Source organism: Caballeronia arationis (genome assembly GCF_001544975.2).
Taxonomy (GTDB): domain Bacteria; phylum Pseudomonadota; class Gammaproteobacteria; order Burkholderiales; family Burkholderiaceae; genus Caballeronia; species Caballeronia arationis.
In genome coordinates this window covers 119162-142620 of sequence record NZ_FCOG02000008.1, presented here as the reverse complement: position 1 = coordinate 142620, position 23459 = coordinate 119162, and the positions used below count along the sequence as shown (strand labels likewise).

21 protein-coding genes are annotated in these 23459 nt (G+C 65.4%); 10 read left to right on the top strand and 11 right to left on the bottom strand.

The window, feature by feature from the left end:
* Positions 1–31 precede the first annotated feature (31 nt).
* Positions 32–655 (top strand): oligoribonuclease, encoded by a 624-nt coding sequence (gene orn, locus AWB81_RS07245; protein ID WP_062633653.1) that lies wholly within the window; start codon positions 32–34, stop codon positions 653–655.
* Between the two features lie 9 nt (positions 656–664).
* Here the strand turns inward: orn and mog are convergent, their stop codons facing one another.
* Both mog and yjgA read right to left on the bottom strand, forming a co-directional pair.
* On the bottom strand, positions 665–1285 hold the full coding sequence (gene mog, locus AWB81_RS07240) for a molybdopterin adenylyltransferase (RefSeq protein ID WP_087134844.1): 621 nt from the start codon (positions 1283–1285) through the stop codon (positions 665–667).
* Positions 1266–1877, bottom strand: coding sequence for a ribosome biogenesis factor YjgA (yjgA, locus tag AWB81_RS07235; protein WP_062633651.1), 612 nt, complete (start codon positions 1875–1877; stop codon positions 1266–1268). The genes mog and yjgA overlap by 20 nt, the downstream gene beginning before the upstream one ends.
* Before the next feature lie 259 nt (positions 1878–2136).
* Here yjgA and pmbA point away from each other — a divergent pair, with 259 nt between their 5' ends.
* Positions 2137–3507, top strand: a complete 1371-nt coding sequence (gene pmbA / locus AWB81_RS07230; RefSeq protein ID WP_062633650.1) for a metalloprotease PmbA — start codon at positions 2137–2139, stop codon at positions 3505–3507.
* A gap of 81 nt (positions 3508–3588) precedes the next feature.
* On the opposite strand, the gene AWB81_RS07225 is transcribed toward pmbA, so the two are convergent.
* Both AWB81_RS07225 and AWB81_RS07220 read right to left on the bottom strand, forming a co-directional pair.
* Positions 3589–4086 carry a dihydrofolate reductase gene (locus AWB81_RS07225; protein ID WP_062633648.1) on the bottom strand — a complete coding sequence of 166 codons (498 nt, stop codon included), beginning with the start codon at positions 4084–4086 and terminating at the stop codon, positions 3589–3591.
* Between the two features lie 140 nt (positions 4087–4226).
* Positions 4227–4640, bottom strand: coding sequence for a hypothetical protein (locus AWB81_RS07220; protein WP_062633646.1), 414 nt, complete (start codon positions 4638–4640; stop codon positions 4227–4229).
* A gap of 511 nt (positions 4641–5151) precedes the next feature.
* Between AWB81_RS07220 and AWB81_RS07215 the strand changes: the two genes are divergently transcribed.
* Positions 5152–6540 carry a sigma-54 dependent transcriptional regulator gene (locus tag AWB81_RS07215; RefSeq protein WP_062633644.1) on the top strand — a complete coding sequence of 463 codons (1389 nt, stop codon included), beginning with the start codon at positions 5152–5154 and terminating at the stop codon, positions 6538–6540.
* 144 nt (positions 6541–6684) lie between these two features.
* Positions 6685–7656: a thymidylate synthase gene (locus tag AWB81_RS07210; RefSeq protein WP_062633643.1), complete on the top strand. Its 972-nt coding sequence runs from the start codon at positions 6685–6687 to the stop codon at positions 7654–7656.
* A gap of 75 nt (positions 7657–7731) precedes the next feature.
* Here AWB81_RS07210 and AWB81_RS46385 read toward each other — a convergent pair whose 3' ends face one another.
* Both AWB81_RS46385 and AWB81_RS07200 read right to left on the bottom strand, forming a co-directional pair.
* Entirely contained in the window at positions 7732–10308 is a 2577-nt protein-coding gene (locus AWB81_RS46385; RefSeq protein WP_062633641.1) for a DUF6600 domain-containing protein, read from the bottom strand.
* 139 nt (positions 10309–10447) lie between these two features.
* A complete protein-coding gene (locus AWB81_RS07200) occupies positions 10448–11194 on the bottom strand; it encodes an ArsR/SmtB family transcription factor (protein ID WP_062633639.1) in 747 nt (248 codons plus the stop codon).
* A 150-nt stretch (positions 11195–11344) separates the two neighbouring features.
* On the opposite strand from AWB81_RS07200, the gene AWB81_RS46380 reads away from it, so the two are divergent.
* From AWB81_RS46380 to AWB81_RS07190, 3 genes are all read left to right on the top strand, one after another.
* Complete coding sequence (locus tag AWB81_RS46380; protein WP_167306315.1) at positions 11345–11497, top strand: hypothetical protein; 153 nt, start codon at positions 11345–11347, stop codon at positions 11495–11497.
* Positions 11498–11608: 111 nt separating this feature from the next.
* The gene (locus tag AWB81_RS07195; RefSeq protein WP_062633637.1) at positions 11609–12142 is read left to right on the top strand and encodes an acyl-CoA thioesterase; all 534 of its coding nucleotides are present in this window, start codon (positions 11609–11611) and stop codon (positions 12140–12142) included.
* A 180-nt stretch (positions 12143–12322) separates the two neighbouring features.
* The gene (locus AWB81_RS07190) at positions 12323–13864 is read left to right on the top strand and encodes a class I SAM-dependent methyltransferase (protein ID WP_159938839.1); all 1542 of its coding nucleotides are present in this window, start codon (positions 12323–12325) and stop codon (positions 13862–13864) included.
* Positions 13865–13931: 67 nt separating this feature from the next.
* Here the strand turns inward: AWB81_RS07190 and fumC are convergent, their stop codons facing one another.
* From fumC to AWB81_RS07170, 4 genes are all read right to left on the bottom strand, one after another.
* Positions 13932–15338 (bottom strand): class II fumarate hydratase, encoded by a 1407-nt coding sequence (gene fumC, locus AWB81_RS07185; RefSeq protein WP_062633633.1) that lies wholly within the window; start codon positions 15336–15338, stop codon positions 13932–13934.
* Positions 15339–15353: 15 nt separating this feature from the next.
* Entirely contained in the window at positions 15354–16919 is a 1566-nt protein-coding gene (locus AWB81_RS07180; protein WP_062633692.1) for a phospholipase D family protein, read from the bottom strand.
* 458 nt (positions 16920–17377) lie between these two features.
* Positions 17378–18811, bottom strand: coding sequence for an MATE family efflux transporter (locus tag AWB81_RS07175; RefSeq protein WP_062633631.1), 1434 nt, complete (start codon positions 18809–18811; stop codon positions 17378–17380).
* 220 nt (positions 18812–19031) lie between these two features.
* A complete protein-coding gene (locus AWB81_RS07170) occupies positions 19032–19253 on the bottom strand; it encodes an RNA-binding S4 domain-containing protein (protein ID WP_062633690.1) in 222 nt (73 codons plus the stop codon).
* A gap of 308 nt (positions 19254–19561) precedes the next feature.
* Between AWB81_RS07170 and AWB81_RS07165 the strand changes: the two genes are divergently transcribed.
* The 3 genes from AWB81_RS07165 to AWB81_RS07155 all read left to right on the top strand — a co-directional run bounded on the left by AWB81_RS07165 (position 19562) and on the right by AWB81_RS07155 (position 22578).
* Complete coding sequence (locus tag AWB81_RS07165) at positions 19562–19972, top strand: hypothetical protein (protein WP_062633629.1); 411 nt, start codon at positions 19562–19564, stop codon at positions 19970–19972.
* Positions 19973–20052: 80 nt separating this feature from the next.
* Positions 20053–20307, top strand: a complete 255-nt coding sequence (locus AWB81_RS07160; RefSeq protein ID WP_062633627.1) for a hypothetical protein — start codon at positions 20053–20055, stop codon at positions 20305–20307.
* A 102-nt stretch (positions 20308–20409) separates the two neighbouring features.
* Positions 20410–22578, top strand: a complete 2169-nt coding sequence (locus AWB81_RS07155) for an ATP-dependent helicase (RefSeq protein WP_087134842.1) — start codon at positions 20410–20412, stop codon at positions 22576–22578.
* Between the two features lie 15 nt (positions 22579–22593).
* On the opposite strand, the gene AWB81_RS07150 is transcribed toward AWB81_RS07155, so the two are convergent.
* Positions 22594–23358: a DUF4088 family protein gene (locus AWB81_RS07150; protein ID WP_062633625.1), complete on the bottom strand. Its 765-nt coding sequence runs from the start codon at positions 23356–23358 to the stop codon at positions 22594–22596.
* Between the last annotated feature and the right edge of the window lie 101 nt (positions 23359–23459).

Genomic DNA, 23459 nt, shown 5'->3' with positions numbered 1-23459 from the left:
CGCGGCCCGTCTCCCATTCCAGGCGTTCTCCATGACCGACATACTCGATCCTTCCGAAGAAGCGAATTCCGCCGTCCTCGTGCGCAGCGACATGAACCTCGTGTGGCTCGACATGGAGATGACGGGTCTCGAACCCGACAACGACCGCATCATCGAAATCGCGGTCGTCGTGACGAATTCGACGCTCGACAAGCTGGTGGAAGGGCCGGTGCTCGCGATTCATCAGGACGAGGAAGCGCTCGGCAAAATGGACGAATGGAACCGCAACACGCACGGCCGATCCGGGCTGACCGAGCGCGTGCGGGCGTCGACGGTGGACGAGGCCGAAGCCACGCGCCAGATTCGCGAGTTTCTCGGCCAGTACGTGCCGCCGGGCAAGTCGCCGATGTGCGGCAATTCGATCTGTCAGGACCGCCGTTTCATGGCGCGCTGGATGCCCGAGCTGGAAGCGTTCTTCCACTACCGCAATCTCGATGTCAGCACCCTGAAGGAGCTGTGCCGCCGCTGGCAGCCCGCGATCTACAAGGGTTTCCAGAAGCGCGCGATGCACACCGCGCTCGCCGACATCCACGAGTCCATCGACGAACTGAAGTATTACCGCGAGCACTTCCTGATTCCGGCCGCGCCTGCCGCTCCGGTGAGCGACGCGACTTAAGTCCTTCGTTCAGGCCTTCGGGCGGATCGCGCTTTTCGGCCGGAACGCGGCGACCGCTTCCGGACGCGTTTCGATATACGGCCCGCCGATCAGGTCGATGCAGTAGGGCACCGCGGCGAAGATGCCGGGCACTTCGGTCTTGCCGTCCGCATCTTTCAGGCCTTCGAGCGTTTCGCGAATCGACTTCGGCTGTCCGGGCAGGTTGATGATCAGCGCGGCGTGATCGTCGGTTTCGCGGATCACCGCGACCTGCCGCGACAGAATGGCCGTCGGCACGAAATTCAGGCTGATCTGGCGCATCTGTTCGCCGAAGCCCGGCATCGGCCTGGTTGCGACGGCGAGCGTCGCCTCGGGTGTCACGTCGCGCCGCGCGGGGCCGGTGCCGCCCGTCGTCAGCACGAGATCGCAGCCGATCACGTCCACCAGTTCGACGAGCGTCGCGGAAATGGTCGCGGCGTCGTCCTGGATCAGGCGCGTTTCGGTGCGCCACGGCGTCGCGAGCGCTTCCCCGAGCCATGTTTCGAGCGACGGGATGCCCTTGTCCTCGTAGACGCCCTGCGATGCACGGTCGCTGATCGACACGAGGCCGATCAGCACTTCATCCGGATGATTACGCGTTGGTTTCGTCATCGTCGTTGTCAGCCGATTCGTCCTCTTCGTCTTCTTCCACACCCGACGCATTCTTGATCCACTGGAACAGCTCGCGGAAATAGCGCGGCGGCTTCTGCTGCTCGCGTTCCTTGCGCGCGTTGCGGATCAGCGTGCGGCCTTCCTGCGCATCGACGCCCGGATGTTCACGGATGAATTCGGTCAGCGCGGCGTCGTCGGCGAGCAGTTTTTCGCGGGTGCGTTCAATCCAGTGCAGCTTCGCCGTTTCGGCGCGGTTCACGCCCCGATAGCTGTCGAGCGCGGTGCGCAGCGCCGCGGTTTCCTCGTCGGTCAGCGAGCGCATCACGCGGCCGACGTACTGTACCTGACGGCGCTTGCCTTCGTGATCGGTGATGCGGCGGGCTTCGCGCACGGCGTCGTCGAGGCTTTCGGGCATCGGCATGCGCTTGAGCGCGTCTTTCGGCAGCGCGATGAGCGCCTCGCCCAGTTCCTGCAGCGCGTGCATGTCGCGCTTCAACTGGGATTTGCTGGGACGGTCGTAGCCGTTGTCGTTCGCGTCCTGCTCGTCGGCGGACGCGTTTTCGATCGGCTGAATGCGGGTTTTTCGGTTCATCGCGATATTGTAGCTTGCCGGCCTCCCGGTGAATTCCCGGGCACGCGCGAGTGTGCGTTCAAGTCCTTACGTTGGCGAGTGAATGCGCGCCGACCTTGCTATGATCGCGTGATGCGCTCGAAGCACGCCGTGCGTCGGCAGCGCAGTAGCGAACGACCATCGCGCTACAGCAGCAAGCGCTTTGGCAAGATTACGCAGCCGACCCACGCAACGAACACGCGGGCCATCAGTGCGGCCCGACTCCCTAAGGCAACGAAAAATGGCAGCAGACATGGACGTCAAGCAACGCTTTTTCCCGCATACCCAGGACGAGCTGAAGGAAATCGCGTCCGACATCCTGCGTCACGCGAAGGAACTCGGTGCCACCGACGCGGCCACCGAAATCTCCGAGGGAGACGGGCTATCCGTCAGCGTGCGGCGCGGCGAAGTCGAGACGATCGAGCACAACCGCGACAAGATGGTCGGCGTGACGGTATTCATTGGCAAGAAGCGCGGCAATGCCAGTACCGCCGACTTCACGCGCCAGGCGCTGAAGGACACCGTGGCAGCCGCCTACAACATCGCGCGCTTCACGGCCGAAGACAGCGCCGCCGGCCTCGCGGAAGAGGAACTGCTCGAAAAGTCGCCGCAGGATCTCGATCTCTATCACCCGTGGCACATCGACGCAGAGGAAGCCGCCGAGATCGCCCGTCGCGCGGAAGATGCTGCGTTCGCCGTCGATCCGCGGATCAAGAACTCGGAAGGCGCGAGCATCTCGGCACAGCATTCGCAGTTCGTGCTCGCGACGTCGCGCGGCTTTCTGGCCGGCTACCCGTATTCGCGCCATTACATCTCGTGCGCGCCGATTGCCGGCAGCGGCCGCGACATGCAGCGCGACGACTGGTACACCTCGAAGCGCAACGCCGCCGACCTCGCCGACCCGGAAGCCGTCGGACGATACGCGGCCGAGCGGGCGTTGTCGCGCATCGGCGCGCGCAGCCTCGATACGCGCAAGTGCCGCGTGCTGTTCGAAGCGCCGCTCGCGGCCGGCATTCTCGGCGCGTTCGTTCAGGCGGTAAGCGGCGGCGCGCTGTATCGCAAGACCACGTTTCTCGTCGACAGCCTCGGCAAGCCGGTGTTCGCGCCGCACGTCCAGGTCGTCGAAGACCCGCACGTGCGCGGCGGCATGGGCAGCGCGCCGTTCGACGAAGAAGGCGTGCGCACGCAGCGCCGCAGCGTCGTCGAGGATGGTGTCGTGCAGGGCTATTTCCTGTCGACGTATTCGGCGCGCAAGCTCGGCATGAAGACTACCGGCAACGCGGGCGGCTCGCACAATCTTTCCCTGCGCAGCTCGCTTACGAAACCGGAAGACGATTTCGAGGCAATGCTGAAGAAGCTCGGCACCGGCCTCTTGCTCACCGAATTGATGGGGCAGGGCGTCAACTACGTGACGGGCGATTATTCGCGCGGCGCGTCGGGATTCTGGGTCGAGAACGGCAAGATTCAGTACCCGGTTGAGGAAATCACGGTGGCGAGCACGCTGCAGGAGATGTTCCGCCATATCGAGGCAATCGGCGCGGATACCGTCGTGCGCGGAACGAAGGAAATCGGTTCCGTGTTGATCGAAAAGATGACGATCGCGGGACAGTAAGCGTCAACTGGCCGCATCGGGCAAAAAAAGCCCCGGATGACTTCGCGTCATCCGGGGCTTTTCATTTTTGGCGCGCCGGTTTCAGCCGCGGCGCCGATACACGACGAACGCGTATTCGAAGTCGTTTGGCGCGGCGGCGCGATGCGTCTCGCGCGATGCCTCGATCCATTCGTCCGGATCGAACGCGTCGAGCTTCGTGTTGCCTTCGAAGTCGGCGTCGATTTCGGTGACGATCAGCTTGCCGGCGTGGCGGATCGCCTCGCGATACAGCTGCGCGCCGCCGATCACGAACGCCTCGCGCGCGTCGTCGGCGACCGCGAGGGCGAGCGCGTCGTCGAGACTCGTGACGGTGTTGCAGCCTTCGAAGCGGCGCGCCGCGTCGCGCGAGACGACGATATTGCGCCGCCCCGGCAACGGCCGGCCGATCGATTCGTGCGTCTTGCGGCCCATGATGATGGGCGAGCCCATCGTCGTGCGCTTGAAGAACGCGAGGTCTTCGGGCAGGCGCCAGGGCAGGTCGTTGTCGCGTCCGATCACGCCATTGCGCGCGCGGGCGACGATCAGGGTCAGCGTCGTCATGTAAGCGGAATTGGGGTTGATGCGCGGTTGCGCCGGATTTCGCCGTCCGGGACGACGTTGGCAGGTCCCGGCGGGGCCCCAATTCTAACCGACGGCGCGAAAGGGCCGATGTGGCGTGGCGAGGAGCGTGGGCAGAATGCTCAGGCGCTGACGGTGCCCGCGTCGCGGCCCGCGTCGACGGGAACAGGGACGGGAACCGGCTGCGGCACAGCCGGCGGAGCCTGGCCGGGAAGGGCGGGCGCGGGTGACGTGATCTCGTCCCACAGCGTGATGGACGTGCTGCTTTGTGCGACGAGCGCGCTCGCCGGAGCATCGGTGCGCATCCGGGCGTCCGGCGCGGCGCACTGTATCTCCCGCGGGCTCGCTGTATCGGCGATGACGATCGGCGCAGGAGCCTGCGTTTCCGGCATCGACGCTTCGGCAAACACGCTGGCCGATCCGTTTTCTCGCGCGTCGACGCCAGGTGAGGCGGCCGAAAGCGCGACGCTGGTATTGGCGAATACGAGCGTCGAATTCGAAGCGATGTGTGCGAACGTACGTGCGGTAATGCGCATCTCTTACTCCTGTCACATTCTCCTATTAGCCAGATTTATGCCATCGCCCCGAATTCCTTGTCGGATATGGAGAGCGCTCATATTTGCGAAGAAAGCCGCACAAAAAACCGGCGAAAACGTTTCACGGCTGAAACGCGACGCCGAAAAAGCGGAGAATCAGGTAAATGGACGTACAAACTTTTCTCTCATTAATCAAGCTGAAACAACTTTTATTAAATATGTGACAAATCGACGGAAGGCCCGCCCAATAAGCTTTTGAGAAGTGTGCAAAGACTTTTTATGGATATTTGTTTTCGAAGTTTCTGCGTTATAGTAGTCTCTCAAAAAGCACACAATCAGACAAAAGGTAACGGAGGAAAAGCGCGCTCAGTAATATCTGCAGTTCGGGGTCACGGTGTTTGAAATAATTGCACGGTAGTGAGAGTATCCCTGCAATCGTCTGTGTATCGGATGTACCGAGGGCCTGAACTACGCGACCTTTTCAGCTACCGTTGAAGAAAGGATCTGAATAATGGAAGTCGCTCGGCGGCAACTCATCTATGTCACTCGCGATCCAAGCGAGGCGCTGTGCGCGCGATTCGAGGAGCGCGGATGGCATATTGAAGTCGTGGCGAGCGCGCGGGATGCGCGCAAGTCGCTGCGCACCGATCTCGCGACGGGCGGCCTGCTCGACTTGTCGAGCCGGTTTGAATCGCACGAACTGGCGGCGTTCGAGGCGTCGCTCACGCTCACGAACGTCGGCTGGGTGGCGGCGACCGTCACGGGCCAGCTCGAAGACGCGGCCGTGCGCCGCCTGATCCGCGATTATTGTTTCGATTACGTCACGTTGCCGACGTCGAACGACCGCATTGTCGATGCCGTCGGCCACGCGTACGGCATGGTGTCGCTGCACGATGCCGCGTCGAACGACGCGCGCGCCGCGGGCGGCGAGGGCCGCGCCGAAGGCGAAATGGTGGGCTCCTGCGACGCGATGCTCGCGCTCTTCCGCTCGATCCGCAAGGTCGCGATGACCGATGCGCCCGTGTTCATTTCCGGCGAATCGGGCACGGGCAAGGAACTCACCGCCGTCGCGATTCACGAGCGCTCCGCGCGGCGCAGCGAGCCATTCGTCGCGATCAATTGCGGCGCGATTCCGGCGCACCTGCTGCAATCCGAACTCTTCGGTTACGAACGCGGCGCCTTTACCGGCGCGAACCAGCGCAAGATCGGCCGCGTCGAAGCGGCCAACGGCGGCACGCTCTTCCTCGACGAAATCGGCGACCTGCCGCTCGAAAGCCAGGCGAGCCTGCTGCGCTTCCTGCAGGAACGCAAGGTCGAACGCCTCGGCGGCCACGGCTCGACGCCCGTCGACGTACGCATCATCTCGGCGACTCACGTCGACATGCAGACGGCGATGATCGAAGGCCGCTTCCGTGCCGACCTGTATCACCGCCTTTGCGTGCTGCAGATCGACGAGCCGCCGCTGCGCGCGCGCGGCAAGGACATCGAGTTGCTCGCGAAGCACATGCTCGACCGCTTCAAGAAAGACGCGAGCCGGCGTCTGCGCGGCTTCTCGCCGTGCGCGATCGCGGCAATCCACAACTACGGCTGGCCGGGCAACGTACGCGAATTGATCAACCGGGTGCGGCGCGCAATCGTGATGTCGGAAGGGCGGCAGATCACCGCGCGCGATCTAGAACTGGGCGAATACGTCGAAGTGGCGCCCGTGTCGCTTGCGCAGGCACGCGAAGCGGCCGAACGGCAGGCGATCGAACTTGCGCTCTTGCGTCATCGTGGACGCCTCGGCGACGCGGCCCACGAACTCGGCATTTCGCGCGTGACGCTGTATCGTCTGCTGAGTGCGCACGGCATGCGTCACATCGAAGTGGACGCGCCCACGGAACACGCGACGCGCGGTTGAATCATCGGCGGGCGCCGTTCGCGCGCCTGCCTGCTTCGCTTCATTTCTCTCGACTTCGGTCCGGCATTGCCTTGCTGCGCTTGGTAAAATCACGTCTTTCTGCCCATATAGAGCGAGCCGTGTAGGCGCGTCGAAGGAAATCGCATGAAACAGTATCTCGAGCTCGTCCGCACGATCCTCGACACCGGCACATGGCAGGAAAACCGCACGGGAATCCGCACCATCAGCATGCCCGGCGCCATGTTGCGCTTCGATTTGCAGCAGGGCTTCCCGGCCGTCACCACGAAGAAGCTCGCGTTCAAGTCGGCGATCGGCGAGATGGTCGGTTTCCTGCGGGCGTCGAGAAACGCGGCGGAGTTTCGCGCGCTCGGCTGCAAGGTGTGGGACGCGAACGCGAACGAAAATCCGCAATGGCTTGCGAACCCGTATCGCCAGGGCCCCGACGATCTCGGCGACGTATATGGCGTGCAATGGCGCCAGTGGCCGGCGTACAAGGTCATCGATGCCGGCGCGGGCGACCAGATCGCCGACGCCACCAATCGCGGCTATCAGGTGGTGGTGGGCTTCGTCGAGGGCGGGCGCGAGAAGGTGCTGCTGTACAAGGCGATCGACCAGTTGCGGCAATGCCTCGATACGATCATCGAGAATCCGACTGACCGCCGCATTCTGTTTCATGCATGGAACCCCGCGAAGCTCGACGAGATCGCGCTGCCCGCATGCCATCTGCTGTATCAGTTCATTCCGAATGCGGCGAAGCGGGAAATCTCGCTATGCCTTTATATCCGCAGCAACGACGTCGGGCTGGGGACACCGTTCAACCTGACCGAAGGCGCGGCGCTCCTGCATCTCGTCGGACGGCTGACGGGCTATGCGCCGCGCTGGTTCACCTATTTCATCGGCGATGCGCACATCTACGAAAACCAGCTCGACATGCTCAACGAGCAACTCAAGCGCGAGCCGTTCGGCAGTCCGCAACTGATCCTCTCGGATCGCGTGCCCGACTACGCCGTGACGAAGCGCTATGAACCGGAGTGGCTGGAGAAAATTGAGCCCGCGGACTTTGCGCTGGAGGGATATCGGCATCACGAGGCGCTCAAGGCGCCGATGGCGGTGTAGGTTTTTTCGTCTGAGACTTAAGAGATAAACGCGCAGCCTTGGCCGCGCGTTTTGCTTTTTCGGGCCGCGCGGGACTCAGCCTCGGTGATGCTGATCGCCGCCGCCGCCCGCCGTGTGCGGCTGCTCCTGATGTGGCGGAGCCTGATGCTGCTGCTGAGGGGGCTGCTGCGGTTGCGCACGCGGCTCCTGACGGGCTTGCTGATGTGGTTGCGGCATCTGCTGCGGTGGCGGCGCGTGGACCTCCTGGCGAGGCACCTGCTGGATTTGCGGCGCATGAGCCTCGGGTCGGGAAATCGGCTGGACCTGCGGCGGACGGAAGTCCTGACGCGGCTCCCGAACGTTCTGCGCCTGCTGCTGATGCGCCGGTGGCGTCGGCCGGAAATCGCTTTGCGGCTGCTGAACCTGCTGCGGACGGATGGGCGGCTGTGACTGTGGCTGTGCCTGTGATTGCGGAGCGTGCACCGGCTGCGGCGGTTGCGCCGACGCGGACCACTGGTCGTTGCGCATTGGCGCGGCCTGCGGCATCTGCTGCGGGACACGTTGGTCGACGTGCTGCATCTGTGGTCGCGGGTTCGTGCCCGAGTCCCGTTGCTGCTGCGGGCCATTGACGGCAAACGGGCCGTTCTGGCGCGCCGGTTGTCCGGGCGGACGCTGCTCCGGCGAGCCGTCGTGCTGCGAGCCGTTTGTCTGAACCGCTGGCGCATTCCGGTCGACGTGCTGCCCGCCGTTACCGGACCATTGCGGTCCGTGCTGGACGAGCCCCGGACGTGGCTGTCCCGGTTGTTGACGGTTGGCATCGAAAGGTGCCGGGGAAGGCGTCTGGCCGCTGCCCCATTGCGCGGTTTGAGGCGGTCGCGGCACGCCGCCGTTTCGCCCTGCATCGCCGGGAGAATGACCTGCCTGCAAGCCGCCGTGCGGTGCGGCCGGATCGTCGCGACGTGGCATCTGCGGCCCGGCAGCGCCGGGATTTCCCGGCTTTGCGCCGCCCCGCGCTGCGAATGCCGCGTCTTCCAGGGAACGCGCCGGCCCATGCGTCGCGACGAGATGAATGTTGTCGCGTCCGTTCGGCATCTGCGGCGCATTGCCCCTTGGATTACGCGGGCCATTGGCGTCGGGCGCCACACGCACGGCCGGATTTCCGGCGCCCGTGACGCGTGCTCCCTGACCGACCGCAAGTCGCTGCGCGTAGGTGTCGTGCAGCGCGGGCGGCGCAAGCGGCGCGCGCGTCGCGACGACAGGGCGCGCGAACGCGCCCTGCGGCGGCCGGTAATCGGCGCGTCGCAGGCCCGGTCCGAAGCTCTCCCGCGTCGGCGCGATGCCCGGGCCGCCCTCGGTGAAATGCGGATTGCGCCAGCGCGTCGGATCCACGCGCACCGCTTCCCGCCCGGCGGGCCTTCCGTGGACGAATGCCGTCGCCGGCACTGCGGTCACGGCGCCCGGCGCGCGATAGTTCGCGTAGGAATTGCGGATATGCACCGACTGGTCGACGTACACGTTCCGGTTCACCCGCTCGTAGTAGCGCGGACTCCAGCCGTCGCGATGTCCGTGCCACGGCTCGCCCGGGCCGAGCGGAAACCACGCCACGCCCGCCGCGGCCGCGCCGCCGATCGCGAGGCTCACGTTCCAGTCGACGCCGCCGCCGCCATCGCCGACGAACGCGACCAGCGCCGGCGCATACGCGGGCGGCGCGCTCTCGACGAGCGGCCCGGGCACCCACGCCCAGCGCGATCCTGCGTAGGCCCAGCGGCCATAGTGGTAAGGCGCGAAGCCCCAGGGCGCATCGTCGATCCAGGTCCAGCCCCACGGCGCCTGCCACACCCAGTGTCCTTGCCGATACGGCGCCCAGTCCGCCGGCACCGCGTTCGGCACCCACACCTCGCCGTACGACGGATCGTTCTGCCAGTTGCCGTTGGCATCGAGATCCTGATAGCCGGGGACATCGCGCGAGACGTAGCGCGCCGAGACCGACCGGTCTTCGGCGGCGTCGCGCTCCGTGGCCCACTGGTCGAAGCCGTCGGCCGTCGGGACGCCGCTCGCCGCGACCTGCTGCAACGCGGTCCCGCCAAAGGTGATCTGCTGGCCCGCGCGCATCGGCGCCGTGCCGCCGTCGCCGTATGCGGTGAGGCTGCCGCTCCTGACGGTGACAGTCGTGCGGCTGCCGTCCGGCGCGACGTCGACGCGATAATCGCCCGGCGACGTAATGCCGAGCGCCGCATTGGGCGTATCGATTTCGTACGCGCTGCCCGGCGGCAGCGAGCGCACGCGCGTCGAGAGCGTGCCCTGCGCGACTTTGAGCTGGGCGTTGGCGTCGTCGAGCGAAAGGATTTCGAGATTCGTCGACGACCCGAGCCGCACCGCCGTCGAACCGATATGCAGTTCCGAGCGCGCGCTCTCGTCGTTCCAGAGTTGGTCGCCGGTCGTGAGCGGCCGGTTGATCTGCGCGTAGCTCCAGTCGGAGGCGCCGGCCGGCTCGCTCGTCACCGTGCCGGCCATGTAGTTAAGGCGCGCGACGCGCCCGGGCGGATCGGCGTCGGCCGGGGCGGCCGCGACGCCAGGAGCCGTCTGCGCGAGCGAGACGGCTGCCGGTCCGAGCAGAAGCGAGCAAGCGCAGAGCGTCGCCGTGGCGATTCGGGTAAGACGATGGACGTGCATGTGGATCTCCCGCGGCAACGTCGAGTTGTTGTTGTGAATGCCGACGCAGCCTGTCGATCCAATGTACCTTCCGCGCCTGTATCAGGGCGCTGTCGTTTGTAAGCGGCGGCGTCGCCGCGTAACAAAGCTTTGCAGGCGGTTACTGGCCGGAGAGAAAGCGCTCGAAATGCGCGCGCCCCGCCGGCGTCACGCGCAGCACGCGGCGCTTGGTCGTAGGTTCGAGCCAGCCGTGCGCGGCGCAACTGTCGAGAAACGCCGCGCCGAGCGCGCCGCCCAGATGCGGCCGCCGTTCGCTCCAGTCGATGCAGGTACATGCGAAGCGCCGTCGCCGGGCGCGTTGTGCCGTCAGGTCGATGCCGAGGCGCGCGAATTCGCTGGCGCCCTCGGGCGTCGGTTCGAGGCTGGTCGGGCCGTTGTCCGCGCGGCTCCCGGCGGCCAGCCACTGGCGCGCGAGCATCCGGTCGAAGAGTTGCACCGCCAGTTCGCCCGCCAGATGGTCGTAGCAGGTGCGGGCGTAGCGCATGTCGAGCGGCACGGCGGAGGGCGGCCGCTCGGGCGCCGAGCGCTGCGGGGCGCTCGCCTGCGCGAGATTTGCGAGCGCCTCGATTGCCGCGGCGATGTCAGGCGTCGCGATCCTGTAGTAGCGGTGGCGGCCGCTCACCTCCAGCGCGAGCAGTCCGCCCTCGGTCAGCCGCGCGAGATGGGCGCTCGCCGCCGACGGCGACAGTCCCGCGATCATCGTCAGTTCGCCGGCGGGCCGCGCGGTCCCGTCCATGAGCGACCAGAGCATCGCGGCGCGCCCCGGGTCGGCGAGCAGCGCACCGATGCGGGAGAGGCCCGGAAAATGGCGCGCGCGGGCGTCGGGGTCGTCGTGGGCGAGTGTCATGGCGTCTCCGGGTCCTGATACAAGATGTGTCCACTTTAAATGGTGCCGGCATCCGATGTTTCACCCGCAGCTGAAACGTCGATGCGCGTCCGCAAGAGGCACGGGACTAGAATGACGATTCGCGTATCCATGCCGTTGCAAGGAAATGTCATGTCCAAGATTGCTTTCGCGGCGCTGCTGGCCGCCTTGCTGCTGTGCGCCGGGTGTTCGGGCATGGCGGGATCGTCCTCATCGTCATCGGGCGGATCGAGCGGCATCACGATGTATGGCACGATCGACGAGGGCGTGACGATTCGCAAGTAAGCGCGTTCGCACGTTGTCGTTCGGCCAGGCGGGGGCCCAGGCCTTTTTGCTGCCCCTATAATCGCTTCTTAACCATCCCTGTCGCGGGAACCTCCCGCACCGCGAGCCGCCATGACCACGCCGACCCCGTCGCCCGCGTCGCTTCAAACCGACACCCCCACGCCCGAGCGCTCCGAAACCACCTTCCGCTTTCTTGCCGAGCCGACTTCGGTGAACTTCGGCGGCAAGGTCCACGGCGGCGCGCTGATGAAATGGATCGACGAAACCGGCTACGCGTGCGCGGCGATGTGGTCCGGCCGCTATTGCGTGACGGTGAGCGTCGGCAACATCCGCTTCCGGCGGCCGATTCTCGTCGGCAATCTGGTGGAACTGCGCGCGCGCGTCGTCGCGACGGGCCGCACCAGCATGCACCTGCACATCTCCGTCCACGCGGGCGATCCGAAGGGCGGCGAACTCCAGCAGACGACCGATTGCCTCGTCGTGTTCGTCGCCGTCGACGAAGCGGGGCGGCCGGCGCCGGTGCCCGCTTTCGTTCCGGTCACGGAGGAGCAGAAGCGCCTCGCCAAGTACGCGATGGACGTGAAGGACGCGCTCGATGCGATCGTCGAACTGAAGCCGGAGGAAGTGGCGGCCGGCAAGGTTTGAATCGCCTGCAAACCGTAGCACTTGCGCAATAACTTGCGCCGATCGGCCCGTTTCACGTAACAAATAAGAAGCATCTCATTCATCGATCCGTCCTCGACGGGCATAGTGCAGCGCACTCGCGCCGGCGCGTCTGACGTGCCGCGCGACGCCGACACTTGAACATCGATGAAGGGAGCAAGCATGAACTGGGCTGCGGGTTACAACAATTCGGTCGAATACACGACCGGCTACTATCAGGAACAGAGTCCGACGTGGCTCAAGGCCGCGCTCGTGATGCAGCGCGTCGCCCCGCCCGCCGAGGGCAAATTCACCTACTGCGAACTCGGTTTCGGGCAGGGACTTACGTCGCTGATCCTGGCGGCGACGCATCCGCAAGGCGACTTCTACGCATGCGACTTCAACCCGCTGCACGTGATCTCGGCGTCCTCCATTCGTGACGACGCGAAGCTTCCCAATCTCACGCTGCTCGAAAACAGCTTCGGCGAACTGGCCGACGGCCAGGTCGACCTGCCGATGTTCGATTTCGTGACGCTGCACGGCATCGTCTCGTGGGTGTCGAACGAAACGCGCGCGCAGATCGTGCGCTTTCTCGCGCGCTATCTGAAGCCGGGCGGCGTCGTGCAGATCAGCTACAACGCGATGGCCGCCTGCGCGCAGGTCCAGCCGCTGCAGCGCCTTCTGACGCTGCATGCCGGCAATCAGGGCGAACACTTTGCGGGCGCGGCGGCGTTCGCGCGGCAACTGCTCGACACGAACGCGCTCCAGCGCAATCCCGACGCGGCCGCGCGCGTGAAGTCGTTCGACGCGGCCGACCAGCGCTATCTCGTGCACGAGCACATGCACGAACAATGGACGCCGTTCCACTTCGCCGACATGGCGAACGAACTCGCCGATGCCAAGCTCGTGTACGCAGGCAGCGCCCGTTACGTGCAGATGTCGCCGGTGTCGTGGCTCACGAGCGAACAGTCGGAAGTGCTGAAGTCGATCAAGGATCCGGTCTTCGCGGAAGAAGTCCGCGATTATTTCTGCAACCGGTCGTTCCGTTCCGACATCTTCGTGCGCGGCAAGGCGCCGCTCAACGACGTGCGTCTGCGCGAGCACGCGAAGCGCGTTCATTTGTGGGCGAATCCGAGAGCGGAGTACCAGCCGGCGGTGACGCTGGAGCACGCGAGCGTCAATCGCAGCGACGACGCTCACCGGCCGCTCTTCGACCTGCTACGCAGGAAGTCCGAAACGACGCTCGACGAACTCTTCGACGCGCCCGAACTCGCCGGATTCGACATCGAGTCGATCATGCAGCTCGTGCGCTTTTCGCTCGCGGCCGGGGAGACGTCGATCCGTTATGGCGACGCCGCGCCGCGCGCCGCCGCCGATCGTCTGAATACCGTGCTGCTGGACCGCGCCGAACGCGGCGAGAAGTGGGACGCGCTCGCTTCGCCGAAATTCGCGGGCGGCGTGCCGGTCGGCCTGCTCGACCAGTTGCTGATCGCGCCGTTGCGCATGAAACGCGATCCGACAGCGGCGCTCACGAGCGATATCGACGAACTGGTCGCGCACGCCGCACGCTCGCTCGTCAATACCGGCCTGCACCTGAACGTCGGTTCGCGCGCGACGACGCGCGAAGAGATGCCGGCCGCGATCCGCAATATCCTCGACACCTCGGGTCCGGCGCTCATCGCACTGTGCGATCAAAACGACCTCTGGCCCGCACGCGACGCCTGATCCTGCCGTAGTACGTAGTACACGAAGCGCGGCGGCATTGCACCGCCGCGCTTCGTTCAACGCCTGGTCAACGCTTCCCGACCATCTCTTCCGGCTTCACCCACTCGTCGAACTGCGCTTCGGTCACATAGCCGAGCGCCAGCGCCGAAGCCTTCAGCGTCGTGCCTTCCTTGTGCGCCTTCTTTGCAATCTGCGCGGCCTTGTCGTAGCCGATATGCGGATTGAGCGCCGTCACCAGCATCAGCGATTCGTTCAGCAGGCTGTCGATGCGCTTCTCGTTCGGCTCGATGCCGACCGCGCAGTTGTCGTTGAAACTCTGCGCACCGTCGGCGAGGAGGCGCACCGACTGCAACACGTTGTGCGCGATCATCGGCCGGAACACGTTCAGCTCGAAGTTGCCGCTCGCGCCGCCGAAGTTCACCGCGACGTCATTGCCGAATACCTGGCAGCAGAGCATCGTGACGGCTTCGGACTGCGTCGGGTTGACCTTGCCCGGCATGATCGAACTGCCCGGCTCGTTCTCCGGAATCGACAGTTCGCCGAGCCCGCAGCGCGGACCGCTCGCGAGCCAGCGGATGTCGTTCGCGATCTTCATCATGCCGGCCGCGACGGTCTTGAGCGCGCCATGCGCGGCGACGAGCGCATCGGCCGCGGCCATTACTTCGAACTTGTTCGGCGCGGTCTCGAAGGGCAGGCCGGTAAGCTTGCCGATCGCGGCCGCGACCTTCGCCGCGAATTCGGGATGCGCATTCAGCCCCGTGCCGACCGCCGTGCCGCCCTGCGCGAGCTGGTAGAGATGCGGCAGCGTCGCCTCGACATGGCGCACGCTCTGGTCGAGTTGCGCGACATAGCCCGAAAACTCCTGCCCGAGCGTGAGCGGCGTCGCGTCCTGCAAGTGCGTGCGGCCGATCTTCACGATGTGATCGAACGCCTTGGCTTTCTTGTCGAGCGTCTCGCGCAGTATTTTGAGCGACGGCACCAGATGCTTGACGATCGCGTAGGCCGCGGCGACGTGCATCGCGGTCGGAAAGACGTCGTTCGACGACTGTCCGCGGTTCACGTCGTCGTTCGGATGCACGAGGCGCTCCTCACCGCGCTGGCCGCCCATCAGCTCGCTCGCGCGGTTGGCAATCACCTCGTTCAGGTTCATGTTGGTCTGCGTGCCGGAGCCCGTTTGCCAGACGGCGAGCGGGAATTCGTCCGGATGCTTGCCGTCGATGATCTCGTCGGCGGCCTGGATGATCGCCTGCGCCTTCTTCTCGTCGAGCACCTTCAGTTCGAGATTCACCTCGGCGGCCGCGCGCTTGACGATCGCGAGCGCGGTGATCAGTTCCGGCGACTGCTTCTCGGACGAAATCTTGAAATTCTGCAGCGAACGCTGTGTCTGCGCGCCCCACAGCTTGTTGTTTGGCACGGCGATTTCGCCGAAGGTGTCCTTTTCCAGCCGCACATCGCCCTTCGCTTGCTCGGTCATGGCTTGAAAGCTCCTTCAAAGCTGCCCGTCGACGGGCAGCAACGTGAAAAGACCCGTCATCGCGTTGCGGTAAAAGCCCGCTTGCGGATCGAAGTTGTAGGTGACGATGCCCTCGCGCTCGACGGTCGTCCAGACGAGCGGCGAAAGCGGCGAGCCGGTCGAAGCGAGCCGCGCGAGCGTGTCCGGCGACGCCAGTTCGACACGATAACTCGACTCCGGCCGGATGCTGCGCTGGAACAACTGCGCGGCTTCGTCGGCGACCGGCTGGCTGTGGATCACGAGCGCGAGTTCGGTATTCAGAAGCGCCGAGCGCGGATCGAGATTCATCGAGCCGATCACGAGAATACTCCGATCGATGACATACGCCTTCGCATGCAGGCTCGCGCGCGATTGAGAACCGAAGAGACTCGCGTTCGGCCGGTCTTCTCCTTCGGCCTGCATGGGCTTGAATTCGTACAGCTCGACGCCGTTCTTCAGAAGCGGCACGCGATACGGCGCGTAACCCGCCTGGACCGCGACGGCGTCGGTGGCGGCGAGCGAATTGGTCAGAACCGCGACGCGCACGCCGCGCTGCGTGAGCGCCGCGAGCGCCTTCACGCCGACATCGTGCGGCACGAAATACGGCGACAGGATCAGGAATTCGGTCTGCGCGTCCTTGATGAGCGCGGCGAGGCGCTCCATCGGCGGGCTCTTGTAGTCGTCGCTTGGATGTTCGATCTTCGACGGCGAATCGGCTTCGAATTCGGTCGGCGCCCAGACGAGGCCCATTTCGCCGCGCGCGATCTGCTGCGCGAGCGGCGTCGCGTTCAGCGGCTTCGCGTTGAGTGGCTCGGCGTTCGTGCGCCAGTGATGGCGCAGGTCGTCGCGGGTCTTGTCGAGATCGGCGGGATCGAACTTCTGCTTGTTCAGCACGCGAAAGGGGTACGACAGCGAACTGTTCCAGTAGTCGTCGAAGCTCGACGAGATCTGGTGCGCGACCGGCCCGGCGGCGAACACGTCGAGATCGCGGAACTGCAGCGTCGGGCTCGCGCTGAAGTATTCGTCGCCGAGATTGCGCCCGCCGACGATCGCAATCTGGTTGTCCGCGATCATCGACTTGTTGTGCATCCGGCGCGTGAAATGTCCGATCTGCGTGAAGACGTTCTGCGTGCGCTGGGCGAAGCTCTGCTGCCCGCTGCCGAACGGATTGAACACGCGAATATCGATGTTCTCGTGCGAGTTGAGCGCCGCCATGATCTGGTCGATGTCCTTGAAGTTCAGGTCGTCGACCAGCATGCGAACCCGCACGCCGCGATCCGCCGCATAGAGCGCCGCGCCGAGCAGCAATTTGCCGGTGTTGTCCTCGTTCGCGATGTAGTACTGCATGTCGAGCGTCTTCGTCGCCGCGCGCGCGAGCGCGATGCGCGCCTGAAGCGCGTCGGTGCCGCTCGGCAGGAGGCGCACTGCCGACTGATCCGGATGCGCCGCTTCGAGCGGGGCGAGCGCGTTCTGGAGCGGTGTCGGAACAGTGGGGGAAAGGGCGCGGGTGACGAAGCGGTCGAATGCGGTGGCGGGCGGGCGCGTGGCGCAGCCCGCGAGCATGAGCAGGGCCGCGGCGGCCGCGCCGATTTTTCTGTATCGGGCGAAGCGCCTGAAGATCGGTTTGATGTCACGCGTTGCCGCGTGTGCTGCCGGTGCTGCGACTGACGTTCCCCTGCGTTCCGACACGTGCTTTCCTCTTTTTTGATCTGCCGCGAAGCATGGCGACGATGCGCGGCGCGTTGTTTTCGCGTGGGTAGCAAGGAACGTGCGCGCGGGATGCCATCTGCGAAACATTCTAGGGGAAATCGATCGGGGGCAAGCAATAGGGGAGATGCTGAAGGGCTTTCGCGGTTGCCATGCGCGCCGGCGCACGGACGAAAAAAAGCCCGCCGTCGCGGCGGGCTCAATACCCCTGTCACTGGAGTCCCTCAAGGAGGAGACGGCTTCATCCTAACCGCCGACCCATGTCGTTCCAACCAACGATGCGTGCTTTGCTTATGGCGCATCGCATTCGATGCTCATGCGTTGCGGCGCGCGGCCGCCGTGTCGGGCGCGATGCTGCCCTGCGCGACGCCGCGTTCGACGATGCGCCGGCTCATCCGGTGAAAGCGCAGCGTCATCAGCGCGGCGACGCTCGCGAGGCCGGCCGCGAGTCCCCACCAGAGTCCCTTGGTGCCCGCCTCGAAGTGGAACGCGAGCACGTAGCCCGTCGGAAAGCCTATGCCCCAGTAGCCGAACGCGGCGGCGAGCATCGGCACGCGCGTGTCCTTCAGGCCGCGCAGGCAGCCCGAGCCGACTGTCTGCATCCCGTCGACGATCTGGAATACGGCAGCGACCCCGAGCAGCGACGTGGCGAGCGCGACGGTCTGCGCGTTGGCAGGATCGTCGAGATGCAGGTAGAGACCGACGATCGCGTGGGGCGCCGCCACCAGCACGAGCCCCGACAGCATCATGAAGCCGACGCCCAGCCCGATCGCGACGAAGCCCGCGTGTCGCGCCGCCACCGGCACGCCCGCGCCGATCCAGTAGCCGACGCGCACGTTGGCCGCCTGACCGATCGCGAGCGGCACCATGAACGCCACCGACGCCACGTTCAGCGCGATCTGGTGCGCGGCGAGCGGCGCTTCGCCGAGCAGGCCGACCATCATGCCGGTGGCGAGAAAGAGCGTCGATTCGACGCCGTAGGTGATCGCGACCGGCCAGCCGATGCCGAACAGTTCGCCCATCAGCGGCAGGCGCGGACGCGCCCGGGCGACGAAGTGCCGGTAGCGCGGGCGCAGGTGCAGGAACGCGACGAGCGCGAACGCGATCGCCCACACGGTGATCGAGGTTGCCGCCGCCGAGCCGAGGAAACCGTACTTCGGCAGGCCGTACGCGCCGTGGATCATCCCGTAGTTGAGGAAGCCGTTGACGAAGATGCCGCCGATCGACACCCACAGGAGCCGCCGCGCCGCGCCGATCGCCGGCAGGAACGCGCGCATCATGCCCACACCGATCAGGCTGCCGGGCGTGCCCCAGCGCAGCACCGCGCAGTATTCGCCGACGTTCTTCGCGAGCGTCGCGGGTTCGTTGAACGCGAGCAGAAGCGGCTCGGCGTAGCTCAGCAGCGCGAAGGCGGGAATCGCGAGCAGCAGCGAAAGCAGGAGCCCGGTCCAGTAGATGTGCGGCACGCGGTCCTCGTCATTCGCGCCGCGCGCGTGCGCCACCGAGACGCTGACCGAAGTCAGCACGCCCTGCAGCAGCGTGACGACGACGAAGAACAGGTTCGCGCCGAGGCCGCCGGCCGCGAGCGCGTCGGGGCCGAGCGAGCCGAGCAGGATCGTGTCGGTGACGCCCATCGCCATCTGCGAGAGCTGCGCGATCGCGAGCGGCGCGGCAAGCCGCGCGGTATCGACAGCGTGACGGGAAAAACTGGGCGGCGGGGTCGCTGCGCGTGTGAAGCCGGGTTGCATGTCGGATCGGTGAGAAGACCGCCGCGCGCGGTGGGCGCGCGGCCGGAAACGAAAACGGGAATTGGACGGAAAAACGCCGGCGGCCGGTAAGCGGTTCCTGACCGGAAAGCGCGTTCCGCCCGCTCGTCCGTGCATCGGAAACTGAGCGAAAGACGACTAGCTTATTGCCTCACCGGCGGCATGTCGATGACGACGCCGTTTCCCGGCGCGCGCCGGGGCGTCAGACGGCCTTGAGAACCTTGATCGTCGATCCGTCGAGCGACACCTTCTGTCCCGCGCGGATCTTCGCCGTCTTGCGCAGTTCGACCTTGCCGTCGACCTTCACGTCGCCCATCGCGACCCGCGCCTTCGCCGAGCCGCCGCTGTCGGCGAGACCCACCAGCTTGAGCAGGTTGTGCAGTTCGATGAACTCGCCCGTCAGTGTGAATTCGAGTTGCGGCATGGTGGGCGGCGCGCGTCGTGCGCTCTGGAACATGGGAAGGGCGCCCATGATAAACCACGCGGGCACAGGGTGTGCTGCTCCGACAGCGCGGGCGGAACGGCGTCTGTATCGGCGGAGTTTGCAAATGTAGCCAAGTGAAACGGTCGGTAACAATGACTGGTATCCGCGAACTCGCCGCATGGACTCCGGGTCTGTACGTGTGATCGATGCGTTTTCGGTCGCTGTTCATCAATCGAAGAATTCGGGCAAGAGGAGCTTCGCTGCGTTTCACCGCTTCGCCCGGTACACCAACAAGAGAGGAAAGACTCATGAATAAGATTCAAACGCTGCTGATCGGCTCGGCTCTCGCTGCGATCGCCTCGACCTCTGCGTTTGCGCAGACGGCGCAACCCGCGCAAGCGGACAGTTCCGGCCAGATGTCCGCGCAAATGCAGGGCGCGCCGGGCGTGACGCCGCCGCCGCAGAACCTGGTCGCTCCCGCGCCTACTGACCCGCTCGTCCAGAAGCGCAACGCCAACGCGAAGGCGAACGCGGAATATCGCGCGTCGAAGAACGCCTCCAAGGCGGAACTGAAGGCGACGAACAAGGAAGCGAAGGCGCAATACAAGGAAGAAGTGCGCAACGCCAAGATCAACCAGAAGGCCGACAAGCAGACCGCGAAGGATGAACTGAACGCGGCCGAACCGTCGACGCCGAAGGACAGCGGCCTCCAGCACTAAGCCGGAAACGCTTGCAGGACAGCCGCCGTCGCGCACAGTGAACGCGGGCGGCCGCATCGATAACAACACAAGGAGCACTCATGACCACGCACAAACTCGCAGCAGCGCTTCTCGCCGGCCTGCTGGCAACGGCCGCGACGGCATCGTTCGCGCAGACGACCACCGACGCCCCGATGACCCACGCCGACAAGAAGGCGGCGAAGAAGCAGGCTGAAGCCGACAAGGACGCCGCCGTCGCGCAGGCGAAGGCCGACAAGAAGAAGACCGAATCGCAGTCGGAGGCGAACGAAGCCGCCGCCGACGCGAACCTGAAGAACGCGAAGAAGTCGCAATAGTCGCCAAATTTGCTGCCTGAAGCGACGAAGCCCCGCATGCGGGGCTTCGTCGCTTTTGGGGCCAAAAGCGTACTGCAACAGGCACTTGCGTGAGCGGGTTGTATGGATATACAGTATGCGTCACTTTGCCCGCTCAAACCATCGCCCGTGCTGACAACCGCCGACATTCCCGCCGCTTCCGACACCGATGTCGCCAGTCAGGTCGCCACGTACCTTGCGAAGCTCAACGGCGCGCAGCGCGAGGCCGTCGAATTCGGCACCGATGCGCCGGGTGCGCCCAGCGGCCCGCTGCTCGTGATCGCGGGGGCGGGTTCGGGCAAGACCAATACGCTGGCGCATCGCGTGGCGCATCTGCTCGTCAAGGGCGCCGATCCGCACCGTATTCTGCTGCTGACGTTTTCGCGCCGCGCCGCGCTCGAAATGACGCGCCGCGTGACGCGCATCGCGATCGGCGCGCTCGGCAGCAAGAGCGCGATTGCGCAGGGACTGACGTGGTCGGGCACGTTTCACGGCGTCGGCGCGCGGCTCTTGCGCGATTACGCGGATCTCGTCGGCCTGTCGCCGTCGTTCACGATCAACGACCGCGAAGATTCCGCCGATCTCATGAATCTCGTGCGGCATGAACTCGGGTTGTCGGCGAAGGAAAAGCGCTTTCCCGCGAAGTCGACGTGCTTCGCCATTTACTCGCGCGTCGTGAACACGGGCGCGTCGCTCGCCACCGTGCTCGACCAGGCGTTTCCGTGGTGCCGCGAGTGGGAGCCGGACCTGCGCCGGCTCTTCGCCGCCTACGTGAACGCCAAGCAGTCGCAAAGCGTGCTCGACTACGACGACCTGCTGCTCTACTGGTCGCATCTCGCCGCCGAGCCTTCCATCGCCGCGGATCTGTCGAGCCGCTTCGATCACGTCCTCGTCGACGAGTACCAGGACACCAACAAGCTCCAGGCGTCCATCCTGCTTTCGATGAAGCCTGACGGGCGCGGCCTGACCGTCGTCGGCGACGATGCGCAGTCGATCTATTCGTTTCGCGGCGCGACAGTGCGCAACATTCTCGACTTCCCGAACCACTTCGATCCGCCCGCGCGCTGCGTGACGCTAGAGCGCAACTACCGTTCGACCCAGCCGATTCTCGAAGCATCGAATGCGGTGATCGGGCTCGCGTCCGAGCGCTACACGAAGAACCTCTGGACCGACAAGGCGTGCGAACAAAAACCGCGCGTCGTGTCGGTGGCGGACGAGGCGGATCAGGCGCGCTATGTCGTCGAAAAGGTGCTGGAGGCGCGCGAGGCCGGCATGACGCTGAAATCGCAGGCCGTGCTGTTTCGCGCGGCGCATCACAGCGCGGCGCTGGAGATCGAACTCACGCGGCGCAACATTCCGTTCGTCAAGTTCGGCGGGCTAAAATTTCTCGATTCTGTCCACGTCAAGGACGTGCTCGCGGTGCTGCGCTGGGCCGAGAATCCACGCGACCGCGTCGCGGGTTTTCGCGTCGTGCAACTGCTGCCGGGCATCGGACCGGCGATCGCGGGACGCGTGCTCGATCAGGTGTCGAGCGGCGATACAACTCGCGCGCTCGCGTCGTTCGCGGCGCCGGCTCGCGCGAGCGAGGACTGGCCGCAATTTGTCGCGCTAATGGCGAAGGTCTGCGGGCGCGAGACCGGCTGGCCGGCCGAGTTCGAGATGATCCGCCGCTGGTACGAGCCCCATCTGGAGCGCAATCACGAGGACGCCGCGATCCGTCACGGCGACGTGCTGCAGATGGAAAGCATCGCGTCGACCTATCCGACGCGCGAGCGCTTTCTCACCGAACTGACGCTCGATCCGCCCGACGCGACGAGCGACGAATCCGGCGTGCCGATGCTCGACGAGGACTATCTGATCCTGTCGACCATCCACTCCGCGAAAGGGCAGGAGTGGCGCAACGTGTTCGTGCTGAATGGCGTCGACGGCTGCATTCCGTCGGATCTCGGCACCGGCAGCGACGAGGAAATCGACGAGGAGCGGCGGCTGCTCTACGTCGCGATGACGCGGGCGAGGGAGGATCTGCACATCGTCACGCCGCAGCGGTTCTACGTGCACAACCAGACGCACCTGGGCGACCGGCACGTGTGGGCGTCGCGCACGCGCTTCATTCCCGCGCAGCTGATGGACCGCTTCGAAACAAAGGCGTGGCCGCCCGTGCCGGTGGCCGCGGCGCCGACGGCGGCCGGGCTGGCCGCCGCCGCGAAGGCGAAGATCGATATCGCGGCGCGGCTGAAGGGGATGTGGGAGTAGGACCGCTCAGCGTTGTCAGCGCTGCGCCCGCGACGCCCGCGGCACCTTCGCCGCCGGCGCGAACACGCTGCGCAGCCAGTTGGCAAAGCGCGTGAACCCGTCGTAGGGCTCTTCGATAAACAGTTCCGGCCGCATCGACCGCAAGTATTCCAGCACCTGCTGCGCTTCCTGCTTCTGGATCGACCCGAAGAAGATCCCGAGCCGCAGCAGGCATCGCAACTCGCCGAGCTTTTCCCGCGAGCTCGACCCGACGCTGTGCTCCACCGCGATCTTCGTCTCGTACACGCGCTGACGCAGCGAATCCGCGAGACGCCATGCCGGTGTCTGCATTTTTTCCTCGACTTCGCGAATGTCCATCGCCGCCGACTTGATCTGCGACGCGAGCGCATCGACCTGCGACGCGTCGCCCTTGGCTTCCGTGACGATCGCCGTCGCCCACGCGCGCGATGCCTTGATGAGGTCCTCGGCGGTCCAGTCCGAGCGGATCGCGAAACTGAATCCGTGCTCGGCCGCCTGCCGGATCAGGATTTCGACGACATCCGGAAACTCCTTGTCGAGCGCGCGCTTCGCCCACGCGTACTGGCCGTTCTGCAGCATGTGCTGGACGGCCTGCTCGGTGAGCGGCGTCGGATTGTCGAGGAGCTTTGCGCGCAGGAAATCCTCGAACGTCGGCGTGACGAACTGTGGATCGATCTTGAGCGAAAGACGGACGAACGACTCGAAGTCGCGATGCAACGAAGCGATTGTCTCGTCGCGAAACGAAAGGGTGATTTGACGCATGATGGTTCCCGGTTCCGCGCGTCAGAGATGCTGATGGCGGGAGTGCAGTCGGCCGGCGCCGCTAGGGCGAAGGCCGTTCGTCTCTTATTACGGCGTTTTCG